Below are 26206 nucleotides of genomic sequence, written 5' to 3'. Positions count from 1 at the left end.
ACTGCGCCGCCGCGCGGCTAGAATCGAAGCCATGCCCGTGGACCTACCCGACCGACCGATCGCGCGCGCCCACAAGCTCCAGCTCGGCTCCGCCATGGCGGTTGCTTGTCTGCTGTACCTGACGCATTCCCTGCTCAGGTTCCGCAACTTCGAGGCCAAGGGCTACGACCTGGGCATCTTCGATCAGGCCGTGCGGCAATATGCCCTGTTCCGTCCGCCGATCGTTCCCGTCAAGGGCGTGGACTTCAATCTTTTGGGCGACCACTTCCATCCGGTTCTTGCCCTTCTGGCGCCGCTGTACTGGGTGTGGCCCGATCCCCGGATGCTCAACGTGGCCATGATCGTGCTGCTGGTGTCCACGGCAGTGCCCGTCTACCTCTTCGCGCGCAGGCACCTGGGCCACGTCGGTGGGCTCTTGACGTCCTGCGCGCTGTTGGTCTGGTGGCCCTTCCAAGCCATGGTCAACTGGGACTTCCACGAGGTCGCTTTTGGCGTCCCGCTGATGGCCTGGGTGATTTGGGCCTTTGATCGGCGGCGCTATTGGCTCGTCGTCGGACTTGCGCTGCCCATGCTGCTTATCCGGGAGGACATGGGCATCACGGTGGCCGCGGTCGGTGTGGTCCTCGCCTTCCACCGGCAGTGGGGCAAAGCGATTCTCCTCGCCGTCGTCGGCGTGGCGGGTTACGTGGTCACGACGTCGGTCCTGATCCCCCTGTTCGCTCCGCCGGAGGCCATGTCCTACTGGCAGTACACGGCATTGGGACCCACGGCCGGCGCGGCGATCGCGTTCATGCTGACGCATCCGATCAGGACGGTCGTCCTCTTGTTCGACCACGAGCTCAAGGTCCTATTGTGGCTCATGAGTTTCGTGCCTCTCGCACTCCTGCCGTTCTTCTCGCCCTACGTGATTCTCGGCGCGCCGATCCTCCTCAGCCGGTTGTTCAACGACAGGCTGAACACGTGGGCACCCGTGTACCAATACGATGCGATCCTGGCCCCCATCTTCCTGATGGCGGCAGTCCAGGTGTTGGCGAAGGTCATCGGCCGAAGGGGATGGACATCGCTGCGGGTCCGGGGTCCGGCGTTCCTGTTGGCACTGGCGCTGGTGTGCACGCTCTTCATCCACGCGGTGTTTCCGCTCGGGCGCACGCTGACCGGCCAGAACTGGTCCATGCCCGTGGTTGCGCAAGCCCATCAGCGGGCGGTGGACCTCATCCCCAACGGCGTCTGCGTCGAGGCGGCCGACACCGCCGTACCCCACCTGGTGGACCGGACGTATGTCGGCCTGCACGGCGACATCGGCGACGACCTGTCAACCTGGATGATCATCGACTTCAACGCCGACGAGCTCGGCGGTTGGGAACCGCTCACGCCGCGGGAGGCACTCGACCGCGCCGCGGACCTCGGGTTCCGCGTGGTCACGGAAGACGACCACGGCATCTGGGTGCTGACCCGGGACAAACCCGTTTCTCCGGTCTGCTCCGGGTACCTGCCCTACGACTGACGGCGAATCCGGGATGGCGCGGGGAGCACGAACGCGTCCGGCAGGCCCTCCAGGGGCCCGGCCAGCGGATCGTCGTCACCGCCAGCGCGCACCAGATCGTCGTCGGGACGCCGGATGTCGCCGATGATCCGGACCCCGATGTAGACCACCATCCCCATGTGCGCGGCGATCCCCGCGCCGTAGAGCATCTCGATGAGGGGCCCGCCGGAGCCGAACTCGCCGCCGGAAACGATCTTGGCACTCATGAGCCAGACGGCCGCCCAGTGAAACGTCTCGACCGCTTGCCACACGAGGAATTCCCTCCAGCGCGGGCGCGACAAGACGTACAGCGGGATGAGCCACATGACGAACTGCGGCGAATACACCTTGTTGAGCAGGAGGAAGGCCGCGACGATCAGGAAGGCCAGCTGGGCCATGCGTGGACGCCGCACGGAGCTAAGACCGAGGTACGCGATGCCCAGGCAGGCCACGGCGAAAAGCCCATTGGACAGCAGGGAAAAGCCTTCGCCGTCGAGACCTGTCCAGGTGAAGGCCAGCCACATGGAGGAGAAGCTGATCTCGCGTTCCGAGGAGAAGGTGTAGAACCGGGACCACTCGTCGAAGGCGGTGAGCATGAAGGGCACGTTGACCGCGAGCCATGCGGCGACGGCCACTGCCAGTGACTTCCAGAACTCCCCCATGCGTCCCGTGCGCCAGCAAAGCACGAGGATGGCGCCGAAGAGGAAGAGCGGGTACAGCTTCGCCGCCGTCCCGAGACCCAACAGCAGGCCGGCCAGCACCACCTTGTTTCGGGAGAACGCCAAGAGGGCCAGCGTCGCGAACATCACCGCCCACAGATCCCAGTTCAGCGTGCTGGTGAGGATGATGCCCGGTGCGATCGCCACCATCAGGGCATCACGGCTTCGGTTGCGCGCGGCGTAGGCAACGGCCACGACGATCACGGCCCAGCAAAGAAACGATCCCAGTGAGTTGAGGTCGAAGTAGGCGAGCTGGCGTTCCGCGCTGAACCCCGTGCCGGGGACCAGCATGGCGGCCACCCCGGCGATGACGGCCAAGAGAGCCGGATATTCCATGGCCTGCTCGGCCGGCAGGCCCGTGTAGAAGGGGAAAAGCTTGTCTGCCAGCCCGCGCGTGCCGAAGAGCTGCGCGAAGTCCGAGTAGCACATGTGGATGTGCTGCTCGGCCCCGCCCCAGCCGTTGGAGCGGCACCACTGCTTGCTGAGGACCGCGAGGACGCCGCCGATGGCCGTCGCCGCGAGCAGGAGCACCACGACGGTGCGATTGGCCCGTCTGGCTTGGAGGAGCGTTTTCAGCGGTCCGGTCACGGCGAGGTGGCTCCGTCTCTACGGGGGGTGTTGTTGCGAAGGGCGAAAAGCGATGACGTCTTCGGGTCGATGAAAACGATGTAGGCGAGGTAGCACAGTCCCACGGCTCCGGCGAGGATTCGAACCAATGTCAGGTTGATCCACTGGGCAACGCTCACCTGGTCGACGACGCCCACCAGGACCAGCACCATGGACAGCAGGTACCAGAAACGCACCCACCCGCCGTCGTACACGCGGCTGGCCGCGAAGAGCGGAACCAGCCACAACAGGTACCACGGTTGGATGATCGGGGCCAGGACCACCGCGGCGGTCAGGGCATAGGCACAGTGCAGTACGGGGGGGCCCGTGGTGCGGCGCACCGCCAGCCAGGCGATGAACGCCACCATCAGGATCTTGAAGAGGGCGTAGACGGCGTTGGCTGTCGTGTCGAGGTCTCCCCCCACGAGAGTCGACACCCATCCGATGCCTAGTCCCAGCAACCCCACCGGCGCGTAGGGGAACGCCGCGGAACCGGCGGTGGCCGCCGCCTTGATCCAGCCGAACCACAGGCCCGATGCCCATCCGAAGAAGGTCGTCGCCGCACCGGCCACGGCGGCCGTGTAAAGCCATGCACCGAGTTTCTTCCGCAGCGTCGCGTCGCGCCCGAGCATGGCGAGGCCGAGGAACGGGAGCGCGAACACCACGATGGGCTTGATGCTGATCGCGATCCCCACCGCCAGGACGCCGCCGAACCGATGCCCGCGGTACACCAGAAGGAAGCCGTAGAGCAGCCCCCCAACCATGACGGCGTCGTTGTGGACCCCCGCCACCATGTTCAAAAGGAACAGCGGGTTGGCGATCGTAACCCAGACCGCCCAGGTGGCGTCCGAGCCGAGGTGGCGGGCCAGCCTGGGCAGCGCATAAAGGCACAGCAAGACGCCGCCGACGGCAAACAGGCGGAAGATGACGACACCCGCCTCCGGCACCCCTCCGGTGACGTAGTAGACGCCGCGGGCGGCCATCAGGAACAGCGGTCCGTAGGGGGAAGCCGACTCGGCCCATAGGCTGTCGGACCCTTGGGCGAACCATCCGGGAAGTTGGGAGATCCAGTTCTCGTAGGGGCTCAGCCCCGAATGCATGAGCCTCCCCTGCCCCAGATACGAATACACGTCGCGGCTGAAAACCGGAAACGTCAGCATCAGCGGGGCAGTCCACAGGAGCACGGCGTTGCGCACCGCGGCCAGTGATGCGCAACCGTGCGGACCGCCGCGTTGCCCCAGACGGAGCCAGGCGCGGCAGAGGAGCATCGAGCCCAGCGCCAGCAGGACGGTGCAGGTGACGACCCCCGCGGACTCGACGCGAAGCGGATTCAGGAACGTGGTGCGCGCGAACACCGACTGTTGCGTCGTCGCGAGCCAGCCCACCCCCCAGGACCCGATCAGGATCATGAGCGAGGCCACCAGTCCCTGGGCCAGAGCGACGCCGGTGTCCAGCTCGCTGCCACCGGCGAGGCGGCGCAACACCGGCAAGTGCCCCAGGCGTTGGCGTAGGTCCTGTACCGACGCGGTTGCCCTCGCCCGGAGGCCGCGTGTCGCCCCACCGGTGGACGGCGATTCGGACGCCATCTAGGCCGCGGCCTTGGGCGGCCGGATGGACGTCCAAAACCCGCGGAACAAGTGTTTCGTGCGCGGGTCCACAAACGCCAGATAGGCCATGGCCAGCCAGGAGATTGCGGTGGAAAGGTGCTTGACCCACGGATCAAGGACCCCGAGGAACTGCCAGATGAAGATCTGGTCCGCCGCTCCGAAGGCCACGAAGAAGGCGACGGTGAAGTAGACCCAGACGATCTGCCAGTCGTCACGGATGCCGGTGGCCGCGAAGAAAGGAAGGAGCCAAAGGATGTACCAGGGCTGGATAATCGGGGAAAGGACCACGATCGCGGAGAACGCCAAGGCCAGCCGCTGCACCAGGTGGCTGTGGCTGCCCTTGAACACCAGGATCAACACAACGGCCACAGAGGCCAGCCTGCCCACGGTCTTGAGGGTCGGCAGGACCCAACCGGTCTCCATCCCCAGTGCCCCGAAAGCCCCCTGGAAGAACGTTGACAGGATCCCCAAGGGCGCGAAGAAGACGCTTCCCGAGCCGGTGCCCAGCATGACGGCGAGCCAGCCGAACCCGTAGCCGTTGGCCCAACCGATCACGGCCATGATCCCCAGGCAAAGGCCAGCGGTGTAGCACCAATAGGCGATGCGCCGACCCCATCCGGCGCCCGGCCCGGCCCATAGGAGCCCGATGAAGGGGAGCAGGACCAGGGTGATCGGTTTGATGCCGATGGACGCCGTGACCAGCACGACGCCGAGTATCCCCCGGCCGGTCGCAGCGTAGTACGTGCCCGCGACGGCGAGCCCGATCATCAGCCCGTCGTTGTGGGCGCTCGCAATGAACGAAATGAGGAACAACGGGTTCGGCACGGTGATCCACAATGCCTTGGCGCCGGACACGCCGTGCAGCGAGGCCAGCTTGGGAATGTAGGCGGCACAGACCACCACACCAGCGAAGGCCACGAGCCGGTAGAGGAACACCGACAGGTCCGGCGAAGATCCCACAGTTTGGTTCACCAGGTGTTCAATGCTCAGGAACAACGGCCCGTAGGGCGTCTCCGATTCCGCCCAGGTGACGTCCGCACCTAGCTGGAACCAGTTGGAGAGTGTGGAGATGCCGTCTTGGTAGGGGTCCTGCCCAGCGGAAACCAGCCGTCCCTGACCGATGTAGGCAAACACATCCCGGCTGAAGATCGGCAGGCACAGCAACAGCGGTGTTCCCCAGAGGAGGCACGCCCACCGGACCGTCGCCAGGGACCCGTCGGGCCAGCCGGCCAGAACCTGACCCAGCCGCAGCCACGCCCGGAACATGACCCAACAGCCGACGGTCAACACCACTGTGGAGGCGACAACGCCCCATTGCTCGGTGCGCACGGCGATGAGCAATCCATTGCGGTTGAGCGGGGACACAGAGGCCAGCCAGCCGACCCCGAAGGAACCCAAAAGCACCAGAAGCGATCCAACCAGTCCGTGGACCAGCGTTCCCGAGCCGGTGCCGAACGTGCGGCCGGCCCCCATGCCGGTCTCGGCGACCTTCATTCGCTGCGGCCCTTTTCCCTCGATTGTTGGTCCGCCGGCCGCCGACGCCCCCGTTGGCCTCTGAGACGGCCGGGCGCGCGGGGCATGGCAGACCCGTAAAAACCTCCCCCGATATTAGCACTGGGGCCACGCAGCGCATCGGAACGGGTCTGCGACGCGTTTCGGTGCGGCATACCCGCTCGTTGCCCGCTCCCCCGCCTACGCTGATAGACGGAGGCGACGGGCCGACACGGCATGCTGAACATCGGGGGACGGATCATGGGACGGCACGCAAGCAGTGGGCAGCGCTCGACACGGGCGTCGGAGACCCCGCGGCAAACGGGCCTCTTGGGCTGGGGCTTCTTCGTCTCCGTGTTGCTTGGGGTTGCGTCACCGGCTCTCGGTCTTCCCGCAGCGGGTGCCGCCGCAGCGGCGGCGACAAGCGCCGTCGTCTTCGTGGCCTTGTGGCTCCTGAGTGGCACGGCCGGGCGAACGGTGGGCAGCGAACGAGGCTAGGACACCCTACGGTCCTCCTTTCCGGTACATTGACGTGGTGCCTATTACCGCTGAAAACATCGTTTGGATCGACTGCGAGATGACGGGGTTGAGCCTGCAGGCCGACGCCCTCATAGAAGTAGCCGTCCTGGTCACGGACCCCGAACTGAACATCCTGGGCGAGGGCGTGGACGTCGTCATCCGCCCGGAGCCCGGAGCGCTCGAGCAAATGGGCGATTTCGTTCGCGGCATGCATACCGATAGCGGGTTGCTGGAGGTCCTGGATCGGGGTGTCGATCTCGAGACGGCGACGGAACAGGTCCTCGAATACATCCGCATGTGGGTGCCGGAACCAGGCAAGGCTCCGCTGGCGGGCAACTCGGTGGGAACGGACCGCAACTTCCTGGTCCGTGACATGCCGGGCGTCATTGACCACCTCCACTACCGCGTCATCGACGTCTCCACGATCAAGGAGCTGGCCCGCCGCTGGTATGCCCGCGCCTATTTCCAGGCTCCGCCGAAGACCGGAGGACACCGCGCGCTGGGCGACATCCGGGATTCCATCGAGGAGCTGCGGTACTACCGCGAGGCCGTGATGGTGCCCGCTCCCGGTCCGGACAGCAAAACGGCCCAGGAGATCTCCCGCCGCATCGTGGGAACCCGCGGCGACTAGCCTGCGGAGCGTTCGTGTGTTGTGTGCCACACCCGGCGCGAAGTGACGCCGAAGCCTCGGAAAGTGTGTAAACTAGTATCCGTTGCCCGCAAGGCAGGTTCCTCGGAATCGGTCCCACGGCACGGCGTCGCGAGGCGCAATGGTGGGTATAGCTCAGTTGGCAGAGCGTCTGGTTGTGGTCCAGAAGGTCGCGGGTTCAAGCCCCGTTACTCACCCCAACAAGCCGCCCCGGATCCGTCCGGGGCGGCTCTTCCATGTCACAGGAAGGCAGCAGATGTCCGTCCGTCCGATCGTCGTCTACGGGGACGAAGTGCTCCATCGCCGCGCCACGGAGGTCACCGCATTCGACGCGGAGCTTCGTGAACTTGTCGCGGACATGTACGACACCATGGACGCCGCCAACGGCGTCGGGCTCGCCGCGCCGCAGATCGGCGTCGGCCTGCGGCTCTTCACCTACGAGTTCGTGAACGACGACGGTGTCCCGCCCCGTGGCGTCGTGGTCAATCCGCGGATCACGCTGACGAAGGTGTCCGGCGCCCAGCCGGACCCGGACGACGAATCCGAGGGTTGCCTGTCGGCGCCCGGCCTCGCCTTTCCGCTCAAGCGAGCGCAGTACACCAGGGTTCAGGGATTCGACGCCGACGGCGGGGCCGTGGACTTCGAGGCGACCGACTGGTTCGCCCGCGTTGTCCAACACGAGTACGACCACCTGGACGGCTACCTCTACGTCGATCGCCTCAACGACAAATGGGCCCGGCGCTGGAAAAAGGCCAAGAAGCAGCTGGAGTGGGGCGTGCCGGGAATCAGCTGGATGCCCGGTGTCGACCCCGACCCGTTCGGGCACTAGCAACGCCCGGCAACACACGACGGGCCCGCCGGAGGATGTCTCCGGCGGGCCCGCTTTTGCGCGTTGGGCTGGATTAGGCCGTGACGGTTTCATGGTCGGCCGCCGCAACGGCGGGGACCGCCAGCGGGTGCGTGCCGGCGAGTTCCTCGATCACGCGAACCACCTGGCACGAGTAGCCGAACTCATTGTCGTACCAGACGTAGACGACGGCGTTCTTCCCCGTGGCGATGGTGGCCAGTCCGTCAACGATGCCGGCGCGCCGGGAGCCGATGAAGTCGGTGGATACGACCTCCGGGGAATCGATGTAGTCGATCTGCTTGTGCAGCTCGGACGTCAACGACGTCTGGCGGAGGTAGGCGTTGAGCTCCTCCTTGGTGGTCTCCTTCTCCAGGTTCAGGTTGAGGATGGCCATGGAGACGTCCGGGGTGGGGACGCGGATGGCGTTGCCCGTCAACTTGCCCTCGAACTCCGGAAGCGCCTTGGAGACGGCCTTGGCGGCACCCGTCTCGGTGATCACCATGTTGAGCGCGGCGGAGCGTCCGCGGCGGTCACCCTTGTGGAAGTTGTCGATCAGGTTCTGGTCGTTGGTGAACGAGTGGACCGTCTCGACGTGGCCGTGGGCGACGCCGTACTCGTCGTTCAGGGCCTTGAGTACCGGAGTGATCGCGTTGGTCGTGCAGGACGCGGCTGAGACGATGGCGTCGTCCGCGGTGATGTCCTTGTGGTTGATGCCGTGCACGATGTTCTTCAGGTCGCCCTTGCCGGGTGCCGTCAGGAGCACCCGGGAGACACCCTTGGACTTGAGGTGCTGGGACAGCCCCTCGCGGTCCCGCCAGCGGCCGGTGTTGTCCACGACGATCGCGTTGTTGATGCCGTGTTCCGTGTAGTCGATCGTCGACGGGTCGTTCGAGTAGATGACCTGGATAAGCGTCCCGTTGGCAAGGATGGTGTTGTTCTCGTGGTCCACCGTGATGGATCCCTCGAACGGGCCGTGCACCGAGTCGCGGCGCAGCAGCGACGCGCGCTTGACGAGGTCGTTTTCCCCCCCGCTGCGGACCACGACGGCGCGCAGGCGCAATCCGTAGCCACCGCGTTCGATCAGAATGCGGGCAAGCAGACGCCCGATGCGGCCGAATCCGTAGAGAACAACGTCGACCGGCTCTGCGTCGGTGGCTCCGGCGGCACCGACCTTCGCGCCAAATTCGGCGAGCAGGAAGTCCTTGAGCGTTGCGCCGTCCGCCGCGTTCTTGTACTTGCGGGCCAGGCGTGCGAGGTCAACGGACACGGCACCGAGGTCGAGGCTGTCCAAGGCGGCGAGCAGGGGGAACGTGTCCTCTAGTGGCAGTTCGGCACCGTCGATGTGGCGGGCCACGCGGTGGGCCTTGAGGATGTCGATGGCCGACTTGTTGATGAGCTTTCGTCCGTAGATCGACGTCACCACGTTGTTCTTGCGGTACAGACGCCCGATGAGCGGAATCATGGCCTCGGCGAGTTCTTCGCGTCCGCTCCATTCATTCAGGGCGGCGACAGACTGCTGGGTCACTTGTTGTCCTTCCAATTCAGCCGGCCGGGATCCACTGGCCGGTTGGCACCGTGAAAGCACCATTGCAGATACGGTTGATCGGGGTATCAGGATCTTTCCCCTGGGGCAGGACCCCGCCTCCCATTCTAGGCGCTCCAAGGCTCCCCTCCGCGTGGCCGCGGGTGACCTCACTCACAGGAGGTGCGGGGACCTCGCCTAATCCACCAGCGTGCGTAGAGGCCGGGCCGGCACCCCGCCGACCACGGTGTTGGCGGGTACGTCCTTATTAACGAGGGAGCCGGCCGCGACCACGGCACCGTCGCCTATGGTGACCCCGCCCAGAATCGTCACACTCGCTCCGATGAAGACGCCGTTTCCGATGACAATACCGGGGAAAGTCACGACGCCCGCGCGACGTTCCGCAGTGCTGAGCTGGTGGCTATCCGAGATGATCCGCGCGAAGGCACCGATGTTGACGTTGTTGCCGATTGTCACGTTCGCACGCACATAGGCATCACGGTTGAAGGAGCATCCCGCGCCGATCGTGATTGGACCCACCATCTCAGCGTTCCTGCGTATCAGCGTGCGCTCGCCAACGACGATGTCGCGACCGCCGCTGGCAACGAGCTCGCAAGTGGGGTGTATGCGCGCCCCCCGGCCGGTTTTGACGCCGGGAGTCGGGCGGTATGAACGCGGCTTCCGGACTGCGGCCAGTTCACGACGGAGCTCCTCAACAGTCGACTCGAGTTCTGCGACACGTCTTTTTAACCGAAACATCGAATAATCATGACACGCGTCAGTCGATGCGCGACGCGGCCAGGCCGTTACGCCGCCCTAGTGCAATGCGCGTATGTGCCGGGCAGGAACGCCTCCAACGAGGGTGTTCGGCGGGGAACATCGCCGCGGACGAGCGCCCCCGGCGGCGGCAAATGCGCCCGGGCGACTCGACGACGCAGGCGATGTGTGGACGGGCCGGCCTGTACGCCGGGTTTTGTTCCGGTAGCCGGTTACCCGGGAACCGGTGACGGTCATCCATCTAGGGCCAACGTTGCCGTTGGCCTCGAGCGGTCTACCCGGTTACTGGGGCGAACAGCCCTCGTGGCGCAACCTGTCTGACCTTGCTCCGGGTGGGGTTTACCTAGCCGGCCCGGTCACCCGGACCGCTGGTGGTCTCTTACACCGCCGTTTCACCCTTACCCGCCGAAGCGGGCGGTTTCTTTTCTGTGGCACTGGCCTGCGGGTTACCCCGAGTGGGCGTTACCCACCACCCTGTTCCGTGGAGCCCGGACGTTCCTCGGGCCGCCGAAGCGACACGCGACCGTCCAGCCGACCCATCCGCATGACACTCTACCGGCCACCCGGGACGGCCACGCCACGCACGCGCCCGCACCGGCACTTTCGCCGGAGGAGACATGTGCCGGATAGGCTACGGGGCGTGCTGATCCTCCTCCCCCCGTCCGAAGGCAAACACGCCGCCGACTCCGGCGAACCGTTCGAGTTGGAGGATCTGAGCTTCCCCGGTCTCGCCGCGGACCGCGAACACGTACTGGATGCCTTGGCCTCGGCGTCGGCCCGGGCGGACGCGCATGAGCTTCTCGGCGTGGGGGCATCCCTGGCGGCCGACGTTGCCCGCAACCGCCAGCTGAGGACGCAACCGGCAGTTCCCGCGCACACCGTCTACACAGGCGTGCTGTACGAGGCGCTCGGCTACGCGAGCATGAAGCCAGCGCAGCGACGCAGGGCGGACGAATCCGTCGTCGTGGTCTCCGCATTGTGGGGAGCCGTGGGATTCGCGGACCGGATCCCGGCGTACCGGCTCTCGATGTCCGTATCGCTGCCGGAGACCGGACGTCTCGCCGCCTGGTGGCGGCCACGTCTGGACGCGCACTTTGCACCCCGGGCAGCGGGCCGGCTCGTGGTCGACTGCCGTTCCAGCACCTACGCAGCAGCGTGGCACCCGGATCCCATCCATGCCGTCGCGGTCAACGTGTACCAGCGCCGGAAGGGTCAGCTCAAGGTCGTTTCACACTTCGCCAAGCACACCCGCGGCGCACTGGCGGGCCACCTGCTGACACGACCCGGGAGGACCCCGGCGACGCCCTCCGCGCTTCTGGACGCGACGCGCGAAAAGTGGGAGGCCGATCTGGTGCCCGGAACCGACCGAAAGCCGCACCAGCTCAACATCGTTTTGCCGGAGGACCACGCGTAGCCGAAGGTCGCCCGCACTACACCGCGACGGCGGCGCCCGCTTAGGCCGCCGAGTTCCACTCGTCGGAGCGCACCAGTATGCATCCGGAGTCTGGGCAGAAGACGACGTCGTCCTCGGCCGCGGCCTTGATCTCGGCGAGGTCCCCCGCGGCCAATCGCATGCCCGATCCCTCCGATGTGCCGTGGTAGAGACGCGCCGCCCCCACCCCGTGCTGTGCCAACCGTTTTTCGTAAACGGCCAGGAGACCGGGGTCGATCGATGCGGCCAGCTCTGAGCGCCGAGACGCGATGTCCTCGCGCTCGCTCGCAAGCGAAGCCAGTTCGGCGTCGCGGACGCCTTCGGCCCCGGCGAGGACGTCCGCCGCCCGGACTGCCGCGGCGGACGCTTCCGAGTGACGGTCGGCAACCGCTTCTAGGGCCTCCATCAATTCCAGTTCAGTGTCCTCGAGGTGGGCCTTGCGCGGCAGGAGGGTTTCGATCTCGTGCTGCAGGGCCATCATGTCCCGGGCGGTGCCCTTGCCGCTTTCGATGCGCTGTTGGTCCTTCTCGATCTTCGACTGGACGCGTTCGACCTCGTGTTCGGACGCCGCCAGCGCGCGCTTGGCGTCCTCGAGTTCGGCGGCCACGGCCTCCCGCGCAGCGTCAGCATCGCGCCGGTCGGCGAGTGCCGCCGCCACGGCAGGATCGGTCTTCAACTCGGCCGCGCGCCGGTGGATCTTGGTGAGCTTCGAATCGTGGGACTGGAGTTCCAACAGCTTGTGCTGTTGGCTTTGCGGGGCCTTGGCCATGGATGCCTCCGAAGTTTGGCGTCGGACAACCGCCCGACGATGCGCTGATACCCCAGCCTAGTGTGGCAGTCAGCCACCCGGCGTCAGGATGAAATCCCAAGGGTCGGTGTTAATCCCGCTGACAGCTATGTCGACGGCGTAGTCCTGGTCCCCCAGCACGTTGCCCAGTGCCTCCGCCGCCGCCGGCAGCCACAACCATTCGCTGGCGAAATGCGAGACGTCGATGAGGTACGGCCGGCCCTCCACCGCCGACTCGCGCGCCTCGGATGCCGGATGGTGGCGCAGGTCCGCCGTCACGTAGACGTCCGCACCGGACTCGCGAACGCTGTCGAACAAACTGTCGCCCGCGCCACCACATACCGCGACCTTCCGCACCAGCCCCAGGCGGTCCCCCGCCACCCGCACGCCGCCCGCAACCGCGGGCAGCGCACCGAACACGCGCGCAGCAAAGTCGCCCAGCGTCAACGGCTTGGCCAGGTAGCCCACACGCCCGATTCCCTCTTCCGGGAGGCCGGTCGACGACGGTGAGAGCGGCTCGACATTCGTCAGACCCACGATGTCGGCCAGTACGTCGGAAACCCCGCCCACGGCAGCATCGCCGTTGGTGTGGACTGTGACCAGGGCGCAACCGGCCTCGATCAGCTGGTGCACGGCCTCGCCCTTGGCGGATGTCGCCCCGATTCCGTTGACGGGCTTGAGCAGCAACGGGTGGTGCGTGATGAGCAGGTCCGTCCCGCGGGAAACGGCGTCGCTGACCACCTCGAGCGTGGGATCGACGGCGAGGACTATCCGTTTCACGGTTTTTTCGGGCCGTCCGGCCACCAGCCCCACGGCGTCCCAGCCCTCGGCCAACGACTCCGGCCATAGCTCCTCAATGGCGAGCATGACATCGCCAAGAGTGGGAAGGCCCTCTTCGGAAGCCTCGCGCGACCCTGCGTTCGCGACGTCTGCGTCGCCCTCCGGAACCGCTGAATCATCGTTCTGCATGCCTCTACCGTAGACCGGCCCGCGCCCGCGCCACCCCACCGCCCCGGAGTGTTTTGGGGCGCACCGGGAATCTTTGCGCTCCCGAACGCATTGAACACATCGTGACCACTTCCACTGACACGCAACCGACCATGCCCAGCCGGCCGCAGACGTTCATTCTGGCGGGTGGATGTTTCTGGTGCCTCGACGCCGTCTACCGCAAGATCCGCGGGGTCGCCGACGTGGTGTCCGGCTACCTAGGCGGCCACACCCCAAGTCCCCACTACCGCGAGGTATGCAGCGGCACCAGCGGCCATGCCGAGGCGGTGGCCGTGACGTTCGATCCGGAAACCGTGCCTGCCGACGTCGTGCTGGACATTTTCTTCGCCACGCACGATCCGACCACGCTCAACCGCCAGGGCCACGACGTCGGAACACAGTACCGTTCCGCCATGTTCTACCTGGACGGCGAACAACGCGATCTGTTCCGCAGGGCCGTGGAGCGGAACCAGGCCAACTGGTCCGATCCGATCGTCACGGAGGTGACGCGCGCACCGCGCTTCCACACGGCGGAGGACGTGCATCAGGACTTCTACGCCAAAAACCCTTGGGAGGGGTACTGCCGCGTAATAATCAATCCAAAACTGGCGAAGGCCCGTAAAGATTACTCCCAATGGCTGGACATGACGCCCGCCGACCTCTAGGGCCGCCGTGAACCCGGGCGAAACCGCGGGATTGATTAGGCTGTCGTGCGGTAGGGCCCCACGACATTGATTAGATCAGGGAGACACTCATGGGCAAGATCCACAACGACGTCACGGAACTGGTGGGGCGGACCCCGCTGGTTCGTCTGAACCGACTTTCGGAGGGGCTGCCGGGCACGGTCGTAGCCAAGCTGGAGTTCTACAACCCTGCGAACAGCGTCAAGGACCGTATCGGCGTCGCGATCGTCGACGCGGCAGAGCGTGCGGGGGCCCTGAAGCCCGGCGGAACCATCGTCGAAGGCACGTCGGGGAATACTGGCATCGCACTGGCGATGGTCGGCGCGGCACGCGGATACAAGGTCATTCTGACCATGCCGGAAACCATGTCCACCGAACGCCGCGTCATGCTGCGCGCCTACGGCGCCGAAATCGTGTTGACACCCGGCTCGGAGGGCATGCGTGGAGCCGTCGAGAAAGCGAAGGAAATCGTCGCCGAGACCGAAAACTCCATCTGGGCGCAGCAGTTCGCCAACGAGGCCAACCCGCAAGTCCACCGGGCCACGACCGGCCAGGAGATCTGGGACGATACGGACGGCCAAGTGGACATCTTCGTGTCCGGCGTGGGCACCGGCGGAACCATCACCGGCGCGGGCAACCTGCTCAAGGAGCTCAAACCCTCCGTGCAGATCGTGGCCGTCGAGCCCAAGGACTCCCCCATCCTCAACGGCGGCAACCCGGGCCCCCACAAGATCCAGGGCCTTGGCGCCAACTTCGTGCCCGAAATCCTGGACACCAAGGTGTACGACGAGGTGTTCGACGCCAGCATCGAGGACTCGATCACCACGGCGCGCGCGCTCGGCACCGAGGAGGGCATCCTGGGCGGCATCAGCTCCGGGGCCATCGTCTGGGCCGCCCTTGAATTGGCCAAGCGCCCGGAGAACGAAGGTAAGCTGATCGTCGCAATCGTCTGCGACTTTGGCGAGCGCTACATCTCGACACTCCTCTACGACGACATCCGCGGCTAGACAGCCCGGCGACCAGTCCCACGGGGCCCCGAACCAACGAAGGCACGGTGTGAGTTTCTTTTCCCGATTGAAGGAAGACCTCGAAGGTGCGCGCGCCCACGATCCGGCCGCCCGGGGCAATGCCGAGAACGCGCTCGCCTACTCGGGACTGCACGCGATCTGGGTCCACCGCCTGACGCATCGGCTCTGGCAGAACCCGTCCCTGCGGTTGCCTGCGCGGTTGCTGGCGCAGGCAGCGCGCTTCACCACGGGCATCGAGATCCACCCGGGAGCCACGATCGGGCGCCGGTTCTTCATCGACCACGGCATGGGCGTCGTCATCGGCGAGACCGCCGAAATCGGGGACGACGTCATGATCTACCACGGCGTGACCCTCGGTGGCCGCTCCCTGGCCAAGGTCAAGCGCCATCCGACCATCGGGGATCGTGTGGTGATCGGTGCCGGCGCCAAGGTACTCGGACCCATCGTCATCGGAGCCGACTCGGCCATCGGAGCCAACGCCGTGGTCGTGAAGGACGCGCCTCCGGACTCCAGCATCACCGGGATCCCGGCGACGAACCGCCCGCGCAGGCCGGAGGAGCACAAGCCGGCCGTCGATCCGGCCGAATACATCGATCCCGCCATGTGGATCTAGGAACACCAGCTCGGAAACGGGTCCGGAAGGCGCGCCATGCGCCATCCGGACCCGTTTTTACCGTGTGGCCGGCAAGGTACCCGTCCGCCGGTCAGGCCGGACGGGTCTCCGGGCTGACGGTCTTGGCCGGATCCCGCTCCACGGCACCGTCGAGGGCCGCATCGATGGCTTCCATCGCGGGCCGCGGTATGCGCACCCCGGCGGCCTTCACGTTCTCGGCGACCTGTTCCGGCCGCGAGGCGCCCACGAGCGCGGTGGCCACGTTCGGGTTCTGCAGCACCCATGCGATCGCCAGCTGCGACATCTCCAGACCCAACTCCTCCGCGATGGGCCGGAGCTTCTGCACACGCGAAAGCACATCGTCGTCCATGAACCGCGAGATCGTGTTCTTCCCGCCCTTCTCGTCCATCGCGCGGCTCCCGGCGGGCGCGGGCTGCCCCGGAAGGTACTTGCCGGACAGCACTCCCTGAGCCATCGGCGACCAGACGACCTGCGACATGCCGAGTTCCTCCGAAGCGGGGACAACCTCCGCCTCGATGACCCGCCACAGGGCCGAATACTGCGGCTGATTCGACACCAGCGAGAAACCCGCCTCCCTGGCAAGCTCCTGCCCGGCGCGCAACTGGTCGGCGGACCATTCGGAGACACCGATGTAGAGGGCCTTCCCGGACCGCACGACGTCGGCGAACGCCTGGATGGTTTCCTCAAGGGGCGTCTCGTGGTCATAGCGGTGGGCCTGGTAGAGATCCACGTAGTCCATCCCCAGGCGCCGGAGCGACCCGTTGATGCCCTCCATGATGTGCTTGCGGGACAGCCCGGTGTCGTTGGGGCCCTTGGGCCCGACCGGCCAGTAGACCTTGGTGAAGATCTCGAGTGACTCGCGCCGCTCGGAGGCCAACGACTTCCCCAGCACCTCTTCGGCCGCGCCGTTTGCGTAGGCGTCGGCCGTGTCGAATGTGGTGATGCCGGCGTCCAGCGCCGCCGCGACGCATTCCGCGGCGACGTCGTTCTCCACCTGCGAACCGTGTGTCAGCCAGTTGCCGTAGGTGATTTCGGTGATCTTGAGGCCAGAGTTCCCGAGGTATCGATAGTCCATGCCTCCAGCCTAAGGGGCAACCAACGACAAACGACGCCGGAACGCGGGTTCCGGCGTCGTCCTGTTGCTACGCGTGCGCCTAGTGGGTATCGACGGCCGAAACCTCGGACCTGTCGCCGCTCCACTGCGTGTGGAACGTGCCCTCGGCGTCGATGCGCTGGTACGTGTGCGCGCCGAACAGGTCGCGCAGGCCCTGGGTCAGCGCGGCCGGGAGGCGATCGCGGCGCAGTCCGTCGTAGTAGGCCAGCGACGCAGAGAACACCGGCACCGGAATGCCGATCTGCACGGCCGTGGCGACCACCCGCCGCCAAGCCGGCAACGCCTCGGCGATGGCCCCGGCGAAGGCCGGGGCGAACAGCAGGTTCTTCGGCGCGGACTCCCCCGCGTACGCCTTCATGATGTCGTCCAGGACCTCAGCGCGGATGATGCACCCGGCGCGCCACAGCGAGGCGATCTCCTTCAGGTTCAACTCCCATCCGTATTCGGCGGCGGCGGAGCCGAGCATGTCGATGCCCTGCGCGTAGCTGACCAGCTTGGAGGCGAACAGCGCCAGGCGCACGTCCTCGACGAAGTTCTCCGGCACATCGACCTGCGCCTCGTGCCCGGACAGGACGTCCTGGGCAATGGCGCGCTGCTCGCGCTGCGACGAGAGGCCGCGGGCGAAGACCGACTCGGCGATACCGGACACGGGCGAACCAAGCTCCAGGGCGGAGACCACGGTCCAGCGGCCGGTGCCCTTCTGGCCCGCGGAATCCACCACCACGTCGACCAACGGACGGCCGGTCTTGGCGTCCACGTGCCCCAGCACCTCGGCCGTGATCTCGATCAGGAAGGACGACAGGGTGCCCTTGTTCCATTCGCGGAATATGCCGGCCTGCTCGGCGGGCTCGATCCCGGCGGCGGAGCGCAGCAGGTCGTAGGCCTCGCCGATGACCTGCATGTCGGCGTACTCGATGCCGTTGTGGACCATCTTCACGAAGTGGCCGGCACCGTCAGTGCCCACCCAGCGGCAGCAGGGCTCGCCGTCGTACTTCGCCGAGATCTTCTCGAGCATCGGTCCGAGGGCGTCGTACGAGCGCTTGGAGCCGCCGGGCATGATCGAGGGGCCCAGCAGGGCACCCTCCTCGCCGCCGGAGACGCCGACGCCGACGAAGTCGAGGCCCTTTTCGGCCAAGGCGGCCTCGCGGCGGCGGGTGTCCTCGTAGTGCGAGTTGCCGGCGTCGATGACGATGTCGCCCTCCTCGAGGAGCGGCACCAGCTGGTCGATCACGGAATCGACGGGCTTGCCGGCCTTCACCATGATCAGGACTCGGCGCGGGGTCTCCAGGGAGTCCACGAGTTCCTGGAGCGTCTCCGTGCGGATGAATTCACCATCGCCGCCGTGGGCCTCCAGGAGGGCGTCGGTCTTCTCGACGGAGCGGTTGTGCAGGGCGACCGTGTAGCCGTTGCGGGCGAAGTTCCGGGCGAGGTTCGCGCCCATAACGGCCAGGCCGGTGACGCCAATCTGTGCAGGCATGCTGGGAGTTCCTCCAAGTAGCGGGGTGTGGGCCCGAAGCGGGCGGGGTTCGGCATCCAGCCTAGTACCGCGTCCGCCTCGGGCGCAGAAAGACGCCCGACACATAAGAAAAAAAGTCCCCGCATCATTGCCGTGGCATTGATGCGGAGACTTTCCAGCTGGTGGGTCCTACCGGGATCGAACCGATGACATCCACGGTGTAAACGTGGCGCTCTACCAGCTGAGCTAAAGACCCTTGCGACGCCCTACCCTACCGGGCCGCCCCGCAGGGCGCCAATCGTCGCGCGTCAGGGGAGCGAAGAGCCAAGCGCGTCCGCCGCGGCACGGTAGTCGGACAAGTTCCGGGAACGCCCGACGGGGCTGTCGAAGCGCGCGGCAACCCGCCCCCCGGCGACCAGGAAAGTGGCACGCGTGGCGCGCCCGTGCTCCTCGTCGAAACATCCGAATGCGCGCGCGGCGGCACCATGTGGCCAGAAGTCGGACAGCAAATCGAACCCGATGCCGAGGTCCTCCGCATACGCGCGGAGCGCGTGCTTGTGGTCAACCGAAACACCGAACAGCCGAATCCCGCGTGCCGATAGATCCTTGCGAACTGTCTCCAGATCGGCGAGTTCCGCCGTGCAAACCCGGCTGAAAGCGAACGGGTAGAACACGAGGAAGAAGGCGTCGGCGCCTGGCCTGGATCCCGTGACCCATTCGCCGAACTGGTTCTCCAGCGAGAACGCCGGGGCACGGTCCCCGACGCCGGGCCGCCGAACTCCGGCGCGATCGAGCTCCTCCGGACCGGGCACAGGAAACACCTAGTTCTTTCGCCGGGCCACCAGACGGGACGCGGCCCAGTCGGCGGAAACACCCTCGCTGGTGGTCACATGGAGGCCGGCCGTTGGCGCGGCCTCGAGAATCTCGGCCGGGCGCACATATCCTTGCCTGCCGGACTTGGGCGTCATCAACCACACGACGCCGTCCTCGCCGAGGGTCGTGAGTGAATCCATCAGGGCATCCACCAGATCCCCTTCGTCGTCCCGCCACCACAGCAGGACCGAATCCACCACGTCGTGGTCTTCCTCAGTCAGCAGTTCGCTGCCCGTCAGTTCCTCGAGGGCGTCGCGCAGATCGTAATCGACGTCGTCGTCATACCCCAGCTCCTGGATCAGGTCTCCGTCCTTGAAGCCCATCTTGCCCACAGCCGCGGTGTTAGCCGCTCCGGCGTCGCTCACGTTTCTCCTCCTACTAGTGGTTGGCGTCACCACCAGCCAACACCTTTTGTTCCCCGCCATCAAGCGGGACCCCCTTGACACGCCGTCAAAAGTGTCGATTGGCCGACGATGATGCATTCAACCACGCGTAATGCTACGCGTAACCGGTGCGCGACTCATTCGCCCGCCCCGCGGGCGTCCGGCTACGCATGACGCCCGCCAGCCCATTAGAGTGTCGTGGAGGCACGCGCGACCACGAGTCGGCGGCGTACCACCAGGCGGCCGAGCCGCCGCGACGAGTTTCCACTCCCGGGAGGAACCCGCCGCTCGCCCCACGCTGTACCCGTAACGAGGAGAAGTTGGACGTGGCTGAAGACGATCACATTTCCCACATCCGTAGCGGCTTGACCAGCCAGCTGCCGGACCGCGACCCGGATGAGACCGCCGAATGGCTCGAGTCATTCGACGCCCTTGTGGAGACCCAGGGCACCGAGCGTGCCCAATTCATTGTCCGCTCCATCCTGCAACGCGCGGGTGCGAAGAGCGTCGGCGTGCCGATGGTCACGACCACGGACTACGTGAACACGATTCCGGTGGACCAGGAACCGGCCTTCCCCGGGAAGGAGGAGATCGAGCGGCGGTATCGCGCCTGGATGCGCTGGAATGCGGCGGTCATGGTGCACCGTGGGCAGCACCCCAGCATCGGGGTCGGCGGGCACATCTCCACCTACGCGGGCGCCGCCACGCTGTATGAGGTGGGCTTCAACCACTTCTTCCGCGGCAAGGACCACGCGGGCGGTGGCGACCAGATCTTCTTCCAGGGCCACGCCTCGCCTGGCATGTACGCCCGCGCGTTCATGGAGGGACGGCTCTCGGAGGCGGACCTGGACGGGTTCCGCCAGGAGAAGTCCAAGGAGGGCAACGCCCTACCGTCCTACCCGCACCCGCGCAACATGCCGGAGTTCTGGGAGTTCCCGACCGTGTCCATGGGCATCGGTCCGATGAACGCGATCTATCAGGCGCAGTCCAACCGCTACCTGCAGAACCGCGGCATCAAGGACACCTCGGACCAGCAGGTCTGGGCGTTCCTGGGCGACGGCGAAATGGACGAGCCCGAATCGCGCGGCCTACTCCAGCTGGCGGCCAACGAGAAGCTGGACAACCTCAACTTCGTCATCAACTGCAACCTGCAGCGCCTTGACGGACCGGTGCGCGGCAACGGCAAGATCATGCAGGAGCTGGAGGCGTTCTTCCGCGGAGCCGGCTGGAACGTCATCAAGGTCGTGTGGGGCCGCGAGTGGGACTCGCTCCTGGACAACGACAAACAGGGCGCCCTGGTCGACATCATGAACCAGACCCCGGACGGCGACTACCAGACGTACAAGGCGGAGTCCGGCGGATTCGTGCGCGAGCACTTCTTCGGGAAGTCCCCCGAGACGAAGGAAATGGTCGCGGACCTCACCGACGAGCAGATCTGGAACCTCAAGCGCGGCGGGCACGACTACAACAAGGTCTACGCCGCCTACAAGGCAGCCACCGAGTTCAAGGGCAAGCCGACCGTCATCCTGGCCAAGACGGTCAAGGGCTACGGACTGGGTCCGCACTTCGAGGGACGCAACGCGACCCACCAGATGAAGAAGCTGACGCTGGATGACCTCAAGGCCTTCCGCGACCACCTGCGCATCCCCATCACGGACGAGCAACTCGAGGCCGATCCGTACCTTCCGCCGTACTACCACCCTGGTGCTGATTCGCCCGAGATCCAGTACATGATGGACCGCCGCGCGGACCTGGGCGGATCTGTTCCCGAACGGCGCGGCAAGCGAGCCAGCGTCCACCTTCCGGACGACAAGGCCTACGAGGTCGCCAAGCGCGGATCCGGCAAGCAACAGGCCGCCACCACGATGGCGTTCGTCCGCCTGCTCAAGGACCTGATGCGCGACAAGGAGTTCGGCACCCGCGTGGTTCCGATCATTCCCGACGAGGCGCGCACCTTCGGCATGGATTCGTTCTTCCCGACGGCGAAGATCTACAACCCCAAGGGCCAGAACTACCTGTCCGTGGACCGGGACCTCGTCCTGGCCTACAAGGAGTCCATCAGCGGCCAAATCGTGCACCCCGGCATCAACGAGGCCGGGGCGGTGGCGGCCTTCACCGCCGCCGGAACGTCCTACGCCACGCACGGCGAACCGCTGGTTCCGATCTACGTCTTCTATTCGATGTTCGGTTTCCAGCGTACGGGCGACGCCTTCTGGGCGGCCGCGGACCAGATGACCCGCGGCTTCATCATCGGCGCGACCGCCGGACGAACCACGCTCACCGGCGAGGGACTGCAGCACGCGGACGGGCACTCGCCCATCCTGGCCAGCACGAACCCGGCCGTCATCACGTACGACCCCGCCTATGGGTACGAGATCGGCCACATCATGAAGGCCGGCCTGGAGCGCATGTACGGCGGCGAGCACGAGGATCCGAACGTCATGTACTACCTCACGGTGTACAACGAACCAATCAGCCAGCCGGCCGAACCGGAGGACGTCGACGTCGAGGGCCTCGTCAAGGGCATCTACCTTGCCGCGCCGGCAAAGGTCGACGGACCCCGAACCCAGCTGCTCGCGTCCGGCGTCGCGGTGCCGTGGGCCATCGAGGCCCAGCGGATCCTCGCCGAGGACTGGGGCGTGTCCGCGGACGTCTGGTCCGTCACCAGCTGGACGGAGTTGCGCCGCGATGGCTTGGCCGCCGAGGAAGAGGCCTTTCTCAACCCCGGCTCCGAGGCACGCGTCCCATTCGTCACCCAACAGCTCGCGGGTGCCACGGGCCCGATCGTGGCCGTGACGGACTACATGAAGGCCGTCCCGGACCAGATCCGCCAGTTCCTGCCCAACGAGTTCGCCACCCTGGGTGCGGACGGCTTCGGCTTCTCCGACACCCGTGCGGCGGCCCGGCGGTTCTTCAAGATCGACGCGCACAGCGTCGTGGTGCGGGCTCTCGAGCTGTTGGCACGGCGCGGCGAGGTCGACGCCGATGCCGGGGCGAAGGCCTTCGAGAAGTACAGCCTGAACGACGTCAACGCGGGCACGTCCGGCAACGCCGGAGGGGACTCCTAGATCCCGGGCGACGGCGACGGCAGACGACGGCGGCCCCTCGACCCCATGCACCGGCATGGAGTCGAGGGGCCGCCGTCGTTTTGTAGTGTTCGCACAAAATGCGCTCGTGGGGCAAGGTGCGTATCCTCGATGGATGAGTGAAGAGCGCCCGGGCACCGCAGTCCCCCGCATCCGGCCCGTGCGGCAGCCGAAGGCCAGCCCGGAGACGCTGCAGAGGCTCAAGTCCCACCTCGGCGTCCTGTCCACCGTCGCCCTCAAGCACCTCGACCAGTCGCTGCCCTGGTACCGGGGCCTGCGTCCGGAGGAGAGGGCGGCACTGGGTCTCGTGGCACAGAAGGGCATCGCCTCTTTCGTCACCTGGTACGAGCGCCCCTCGTCGCCGCAGTGGGTCCTCACGGATGTTTTCGGGGCGGCTCCGAGCGAGCTGACACGCTCGATCAGCCTGCAAAAGGCCCTCCAACTCATCCGCACCATCGTCGAGGTCGTCGAGAGCCAGGTCCCAGACCTCGCGCCCGAGGCCGAACAGGTGCAACTCCGTGAGGCGGTACTGCGCTACTCCCGCGAAGTGGCGTTCGCCGCCGCAGACGTCTACGCCCGCGCGGCCGAGTCCCGCGGCGCGTGGGACAGCCGGCTCGAGGCCCTAGTGGTCGACGCGGTGCTGCGCGGCGAAAGCCCGGACGCACTCCGGTCCCGCGTCGCCGCCGTCGGGTGGGAGTCGCACAGCGGCATACTCATCATGGTGGGAACAGCGCCGGAGGTGGCCAATGCCGGATTCGTGGGCGACCTGCGTCGCGCCGGCCTCCGCCACGCCAAGGACTGCCTCGTGGGGATCCAGGGCGACCGGTTGATCCTGATGCTCGGTGGCGTCGGCGAACGCGACACGGGATTTTCGAAACTCAGCGAGTTCTTTGGAGCCGGGCCCGTCGTGTACGGACCCGAGGCCGCGAGCCTGCGCGAGGCCGCCGAATCCGCGCATGCCGCCTTCGCCGGCATCGCAGCGGCGTGCGCCTGGCCCCTGGTCCCCCGGCCCGTTTCCTCAGAGGACCTCTGGCCGGAACGCATCATGAACGGCGACGCCGCGGCACGCTCCTCCCTCTCAAGGAACATCTACGACCCGCTACTCGGCGCCGGCAACGGGTTGATCGAGACGCTGTCCAGCTACCTCGCGTTGGGGCATTCGCTGGAGGGAACTGCCCGCGAACTCTTCGTCCATGCGAACACCGTGCGCTATCGCCTCAAGCGCGTTTGCGACGTCACCGGATGGGATCCGCTGATCCCACGGGAGGCCTTCGTGCTGCAGACGGCACTCGTCGTGGGCAGACTGGACCACTCCGAACCGTTGTAGGATACCTACAAACCACCCCCAGGACCTTGGTGCCGCGAAACACGCGGTGCGCCGCCCATCTTTGGAAAGCTGGAACAGTGCTAGCAATCGTGTGCCCCGGACAGGGCTCCCAGACCCCCGGCCTCCTGTCACCATGGCTTGAGCTCCCGGGCGTCGCCGAACATCTCAAGGAATTGTGCCGACTCGCCGGGAGAGACCTGCTCGAACACGGCACGGTCTCCGACGAGGACACCATCAAGGACACCGCGGTGGCCCAGCCACTGATCGTGGCCTCCGGCCTGTTGGCTGGACGCGTGCTTTTCGACGGCGCCGGCGTGCCGCAGGGGGCGGTGCTTGCCGGGCACTCCGTGGGTGAGATCACCGCGTCCGCGCTGGCGGGCGCCCTGACCGAGGCGGATGCGATGGTCTTCGTCCGCGAACGCGCCAACGCCATGGCCGACGCCGCGGCGGCCACCCCGACGGGCATGGCCGCCGTCTTGGGCGGGGACCACACCGAGGTACTCGCGGCGCTCAAAGCCGCCGGGCTGACCGCGGCCAATTCCAACGGAGGCGGACAGGTTGTCGCCGCCGGGACGCACGAGGACATCGCCGCCTTCGCGGCGGCGCCGCCGCCGAAGACCCGCGTGATTCCGCTTAAAGTGGCCGGTGCCTTCCACACCGCGCACATGCAGCCGGCGGTCGGCGTGCTCGAGAACCTCGTTCCGTCACTCTCCCCGGCCGATCCCGGGACCTCCCTGCTCAGCAACCACGACGGAGCACCCGTCACGTCCGGCGCCCGGAACCTATCCAGCCTGGTCGCGCAGGTGTCCCGTCCCGTGCGGTGGGACCTCTGCATGGAGACCATGTCGGCCCTGGGCGTCACCGGAATCCTCGAGCTGCCGCCGGCCGGAACCCTTGTGGGTCTGGCCAAGCGCGGCCTCAAGGGCACCGCTACGATGGCCGTGAGATCCCCCGAAGACCTGGACGCCGCACGCGCGTTCGTTGCCGAACACACCGGTTCCACCACCGGAGAGGAAACCAACTAACGTGACTGCCGTACTGTCCCAGAAGCCCCTTCGCGAACACACCCGCATCCTCGGAGTCGGCGTCGCCCGCCCCGACGTCATCGTGACCAACGAAGACGTCTGTCAGTGGATCGACTCCTCCGACGAATGGATCCGCCAGCGCACGGGGATCGTCACACGCCACCGCGCGGACAAGGAAACCTCCGTCGTCGACATGGCGGAGACCGCCGCCCGGGAGGCCCTAGCCGCCGCGGGCATCGACGCTTCGGCCCTAGGCGCCGTCATCGTCAGCACCGTGACGTCTCCGTACGCCACGCCGTCTGCCGCCGCCGCCGTCGCGGACCGCATCGGTGCCACCCCGGCCCCGGCGTTCGATATTTCCGCAGCGTGCGCCGGCTACTGCTACGGCGTCGCACAAGCCGACGCTCTGGTGCGGTCCGGCGCTGCCGACTACGTCTTGGTGGTGGGCGCGGAGAAGCTCTCCGACATCATCGACCGCCACGAACGCACCATTTCGTTCCTGCTCGGCGACGGTGCGGGAGCCGTGGTGATCGGCCCCTCCGACTTTGCCGGAATCGGCCCGTCCGTATGGGGCTCCGACGGCAGCAAATTGGATGCCATCGGCATGACGCACTCCATGATCGATTTGCGGGACATGGCCCTTGAGGCCGAGGAGCAGGAGGGGGGAACCGTCTTCGTCGGAGGATCCGAGGCGAAGCTGTGGCCCACCCTCCGGCAGGATGGCCAGACGGTCTTCCGCTGGGCCGTTTGGGAGATGGCCAAGGTGGCGCAACGCGCCCTCGACGAGGCCGGCATCAAGGTCGAGGACCTGTCCGCATTCATTCCCCACCAGGCGAACATTCGCATCATCGACGAGATGGCGAAGCAGTTGAAACTGCCGGAGTCCGTGGTCGTTGGACGGGACATCGTCGACGCCGGCAACACCTCCGCCGCCTCGATCCCCTTGGCCATGCACCGAATCCTCAAGGAGCAGCCGGAGCTGTCCGGAGGCCTTGCCCTGCAGATCGGATTCGGCGCCGGGCTCGTCTTCGGCGCGCAGGTCGTCACCCTGCCCTAGGCTTGGCAGGTAGATCCAAAGATCCACGCCGAAAGGCGCAGAAAAATCGCGTCGGGAACGTCCCGGCACAAGAGA

Annotated in this window: 22 protein-coding genes, 2 tRNA genes and 1 other RNA gene; 12 read left to right on the top strand and 13 right to left on the bottom strand. The window is 66.6% G+C overall.

Features of this window, described 5'->3' with window-relative positions; all coding sequences use genetic code 11:
- The first annotated feature begins 31 nt into the window (after nt 1-31).
- Complete coding sequence (locus ACHAAJ_RS05150; protein WP_435726884.1) at nt 32-1504, top strand: DUF2079 domain-containing protein; 1473 nt, start codon at nt 32-34, stop codon at nt 1502-1504.
- Here the strand turns inward: ACHAAJ_RS05150 and ACHAAJ_RS05145 are convergent.
- From ACHAAJ_RS05145 to mptB (ACHAAJ_RS05135), 3 genes are read right to left on the bottom strand one after another with little or no spacing between them, the layout of a single operon-like run.
- Complete coding sequence (locus tag ACHAAJ_RS05145; RefSeq protein ID WP_435726882.1) at nt 1495-2829, bottom strand: glycosyltransferase family 87 protein; 1335 nt, start codon at nt 2827-2829, stop codon at nt 1495-1497. The genes ACHAAJ_RS05150 and ACHAAJ_RS05145 overlap by 10 nt on opposite strands.
- Nucleotides 2826-4433, bottom strand: a complete 1608-nt coding sequence (mptB, locus tag ACHAAJ_RS05140; RefSeq protein ID WP_435726880.1) for a polyprenol phosphomannose-dependent alpha 1,6 mannosyltransferase MptB — start codon at nt 4431-4433, stop codon at nt 2826-2828. The genes ACHAAJ_RS05145 and mptB (ACHAAJ_RS05140) overlap by 4 nt, the downstream gene beginning before the upstream one ends.
- Nucleotides 4434-5948: a polyprenol phosphomannose-dependent alpha 1,6 mannosyltransferase MptB gene (gene mptB, locus ACHAAJ_RS05135; protein WP_435726878.1), complete on the bottom strand. Its 1515-nt coding sequence runs from the start codon at nt 5946-5948 to the stop codon at nt 4434-4436.
- A gap of 532 nt (nt 5949-6480) precedes the next feature.
- Between mptB (ACHAAJ_RS05135) and orn the strand changes: the two genes are divergently transcribed.
- The 3 genes from orn (at nt 6481) to def (ending at nt 7942) form a co-directional block, all read left to right on the top strand.
- The gene (gene orn / locus ACHAAJ_RS05130) at nt 6481-7095 is read left to right on the top strand and encodes an oligoribonuclease (RefSeq protein ID WP_435726876.1); all 615 of its coding nucleotides are present in this window, start codon (nt 6481-6483) and stop codon (nt 7093-7095) included.
- Between the two features lie 142 nt (nt 7096-7237).
- Nucleotides 7238-7313, top strand: a tRNA-His gene (locus tag ACHAAJ_RS05125).
- A 56-nt stretch (nt 7314-7369) separates the two neighbouring features.
- Complete coding sequence (gene def, locus ACHAAJ_RS05120; RefSeq protein ID WP_435726874.1) at nt 7370-7942, top strand: peptide deformylase; 573 nt, start codon at nt 7370-7372, stop codon at nt 7940-7942.
- 73 nt (nt 7943-8015) lie between these two features.
- Here def and ACHAAJ_RS05115 read toward each other — a convergent pair whose 3' ends face one another.
- The 3 genes from ACHAAJ_RS05115 to rnpB all read right to left on the bottom strand — a co-directional run bounded on the left by ACHAAJ_RS05115 (nt 8016) and on the right by rnpB (nt 10798).
- Entirely contained in the window at nt 8016-9485 is a 1470-nt protein-coding gene (locus ACHAAJ_RS05115; protein WP_435726872.1) for a glyceraldehyde-3-phosphate dehydrogenase, read from the bottom strand.
- 195 nt (nt 9486-9680) lie between these two features.
- Nucleotides 9681-10025, bottom strand: a complete 345-nt coding sequence (locus ACHAAJ_RS05110) for an acyltransferase (protein ID WP_435726870.1) — start codon at nt 10023-10025, stop codon at nt 9681-9683.
- A gap of 403 nt (nt 10026-10428) precedes the next feature.
- An RNA gene (gene rnpB / locus ACHAAJ_RS05105) (RNase P RNA component class A) lies at nt 10429-10798 on the bottom strand.
- Between the two features lie 101 nt (nt 10799-10899).
- Here rnpB and ACHAAJ_RS05100 point away from each other — a divergent pair.
- Nucleotides 10900-11673 (top strand): YaaA family protein, encoded by a 774-nt coding sequence (locus tag ACHAAJ_RS05100; protein WP_435726868.1) that lies wholly within the window; start codon nt 10900-10902, stop codon nt 11671-11673.
- A 40-nt stretch (nt 11674-11713) separates the two neighbouring features.
- Here ACHAAJ_RS05100 and ACHAAJ_RS05095 read toward each other — a convergent pair whose 3' ends face one another.
- Both ACHAAJ_RS05095 and ACHAAJ_RS05090 read right to left on the bottom strand, forming a co-directional pair.
- The gene (locus ACHAAJ_RS05095; RefSeq protein WP_435726866.1) at nt 11714-12460 is read right to left on the bottom strand and encodes a zinc ribbon domain-containing protein; all 747 of its coding nucleotides are present in this window, start codon (nt 12458-12460) and stop codon (nt 11714-11716) included.
- A 69-nt stretch (nt 12461-12529) separates the two neighbouring features.
- Nucleotides 12530-13447 (bottom strand): Nif3-like dinuclear metal center hexameric protein, encoded by a 918-nt coding sequence (locus tag ACHAAJ_RS05090; protein ID WP_435726864.1) that lies wholly within the window; start codon nt 13445-13447, stop codon nt 12530-12532.
- A 131-nt stretch (nt 13448-13578) separates the two neighbouring features.
- On the opposite strand from ACHAAJ_RS05090, the gene msrA reads away from it, so the two are divergent.
- From msrA to epsC, 3 genes are all read left to right on the top strand, one after another.
- The gene (msrA, locus tag ACHAAJ_RS05085) at nt 13579-14130 is read left to right on the top strand and encodes a peptide-methionine (S)-S-oxide reductase MsrA (protein ID WP_435726960.1); all 552 of its coding nucleotides are present in this window, start codon (nt 13579-13581) and stop codon (nt 14128-14130) included.
- Nucleotides 14131-14219: 89 nt separating this feature from the next.
- Nucleotides 14220-15155: a cysteine synthase A gene (cysK, locus tag ACHAAJ_RS05080; RefSeq protein WP_435726862.1), complete on the top strand. Its 936-nt coding sequence runs from the start codon at nt 14220-14222 to the stop codon at nt 15153-15155.
- 49 nt (nt 15156-15204) lie between these two features.
- On the top strand, nt 15205-15789 hold the full coding sequence (gene epsC, locus ACHAAJ_RS05075; protein ID WP_435726861.1) for a serine O-acetyltransferase EpsC: 585 nt from the start codon (nt 15205-15207) through the stop codon (nt 15787-15789).
- A 91-nt stretch (nt 15790-15880) separates the two neighbouring features.
- On the opposite strand, the gene ACHAAJ_RS05070 is transcribed toward epsC, so the two are convergent.
- The 5 genes from ACHAAJ_RS05070 to ACHAAJ_RS05050 all read right to left on the bottom strand — a co-directional run bounded on the left by ACHAAJ_RS05070 (nt 15881) and on the right by ACHAAJ_RS05050 (nt 19618).
- Nucleotides 15881-16885: an aldo/keto reductase family protein gene (locus tag ACHAAJ_RS05070; RefSeq protein ID WP_435726859.1), complete on the bottom strand. Its 1005-nt coding sequence runs from the start codon at nt 16883-16885 to the stop codon at nt 15881-15883.
- A 79-nt stretch (nt 16886-16964) separates the two neighbouring features.
- The gene (gene gnd, locus ACHAAJ_RS05065; RefSeq protein ID WP_435726857.1) at nt 16965-18401 is read right to left on the bottom strand and encodes an NADP-dependent phosphogluconate dehydrogenase; all 1437 of its coding nucleotides are present in this window, start codon (nt 18399-18401) and stop codon (nt 16965-16967) included.
- Nucleotides 18402-18560: 159 nt separating this feature from the next.
- Nucleotides 18561-18636 (bottom strand) — tRNA-Val (locus ACHAAJ_RS05060).
- A 52-nt stretch (nt 18637-18688) separates the two neighbouring features.
- Complete coding sequence (locus ACHAAJ_RS05055; protein ID WP_435726855.1) at nt 18689-19192, bottom strand: redoxin domain-containing protein; 504 nt, start codon at nt 19190-19192, stop codon at nt 18689-18691.
- Nucleotides 19193-19201: 9 nt separating this feature from the next.
- Nucleotides 19202-19618, bottom strand: coding sequence for a DUF3052 domain-containing protein (locus ACHAAJ_RS05050; RefSeq protein ID WP_435726853.1), 417 nt, complete (start codon nt 19616-19618; stop codon nt 19202-19204).
- Between the two features lie 344 nt (nt 19619-19962).
- On the opposite strand from ACHAAJ_RS05050, the gene aceE reads away from it, so the two are divergent.
- The 4 genes from aceE (at nt 19963) to ACHAAJ_RS05030 (ending at nt 26131) form a co-directional block, all read left to right on the top strand.
- Nucleotides 19963-22704: a pyruvate dehydrogenase (acetyl-transferring), homodimeric type gene (gene aceE / locus ACHAAJ_RS05045; RefSeq protein ID WP_435726851.1), complete on the top strand. Its 2742-nt coding sequence runs from the start codon at nt 19963-19965 to the stop codon at nt 22702-22704.
- Nucleotides 22705-22837: 133 nt separating this feature from the next.
- Nucleotides 22838-24049 (top strand): PucR family transcriptional regulator, encoded by a 1212-nt coding sequence (locus ACHAAJ_RS05040; RefSeq protein WP_435726850.1) that lies wholly within the window; start codon nt 22838-22840, stop codon nt 24047-24049.
- A gap of 77 nt (nt 24050-24126) precedes the next feature.
- Nucleotides 24127-25074: an ACP S-malonyltransferase gene (locus ACHAAJ_RS05035; protein WP_435726849.1), complete on the top strand. Its 948-nt coding sequence runs from the start codon at nt 24127-24129 to the stop codon at nt 25072-25074.
- Nucleotide 25075: 1 nt separating this feature from the next.
- A complete protein-coding gene (locus ACHAAJ_RS05030; protein WP_435726847.1) occupies nt 25076-26131 on the top strand; it encodes a beta-ketoacyl-ACP synthase III in 1056 nt (351 codons plus the stop codon).
- Nucleotides 26132-26206 lie beyond the last annotated feature (75 nt).

It is taken from the genome of Arthrobacter arnarulunnguaqae, from assembly GCF_051262515.1.
GTDB lineage: Bacteria > Actinomycetota > Actinomycetes > Actinomycetales > Micrococcaceae > Arthrobacter_N.
This window is presented reverse-complemented; position numbering and strand designations above follow the sequence as displayed.

Coding starts and splice junctions, on each gene's coding strand:
- gnd (WP_435726857.1), bottom strand. CDS start 18,401: ATGCCTGCACAGATTGGCGTCACCGGCCTGGCCGTTATGGGCGCGAAC.
- ACHAAJ_RS05070 (WP_435726859.1), bottom strand. CDS start 16,885: ATGGACTATCGATACCTCGGGAACTCTGGCCTCAAGATCACCGAAATC.
- ACHAAJ_RS05110 (WP_435726870.1), bottom strand. CDS start 10,025: ATGGTGGGTCCAATCACGATCGGCGCGGGATGCTCCTTCAACCGTGAT.
- def (WP_435726874.1), top strand. CDS start 7,370: ATGTCCGTCCGTCCGATCGTCGTCTACGGGGACGAAGTGCTCCATCGC.
- msrA (WP_435726960.1), top strand. CDS start 13,579: ATGCCCAGCCGGCCGCAGACGTTCATTCTGGCGGGTGGATGTTTCTGG.
- mptB (WP_435726878.1), bottom strand. CDS start 5,948: ATGAAGGTCGCCGAGACCGGCATGGGGGCCGGCCGCACGTTCGGCACC.
- ACHAAJ_RS05150 (WP_435726884.1), top strand. CDS start 32: ATGCCCGTGGACCTACCCGACCGACCGATCGCGCGCGCCCACAAGCTC.
- mptB (WP_435726880.1), bottom strand. CDS start 4,433: ATGGCGTCCGAATCGCCGTCCACCGGTGGGGCGACACGCGGCCTCCGG.
- ACHAAJ_RS05090 (WP_435726864.1), bottom strand. CDS start 13,447: ATGCAGAACGATGATTCAGCGGTTCCGGAGGGCGACGCAGACGTCGCG.
- ACHAAJ_RS05095 (WP_435726866.1), bottom strand. CDS start 12,460: ATGGCCAAGGCCCCGCAAAGCCAACAGCACAAGCTGTTGGAACTCCAG.
- ACHAAJ_RS05040 (WP_435726850.1), top strand. CDS start 22,838: ATGAGTGAAGAGCGCCCGGGCACCGCAGTCCCCCGCATCCGGCCCGTG.
- cysK (WP_435726862.1), top strand. CDS start 14,220: ATGGGCAAGATCCACAACGACGTCACGGAACTGGTGGGGCGGACCCCG.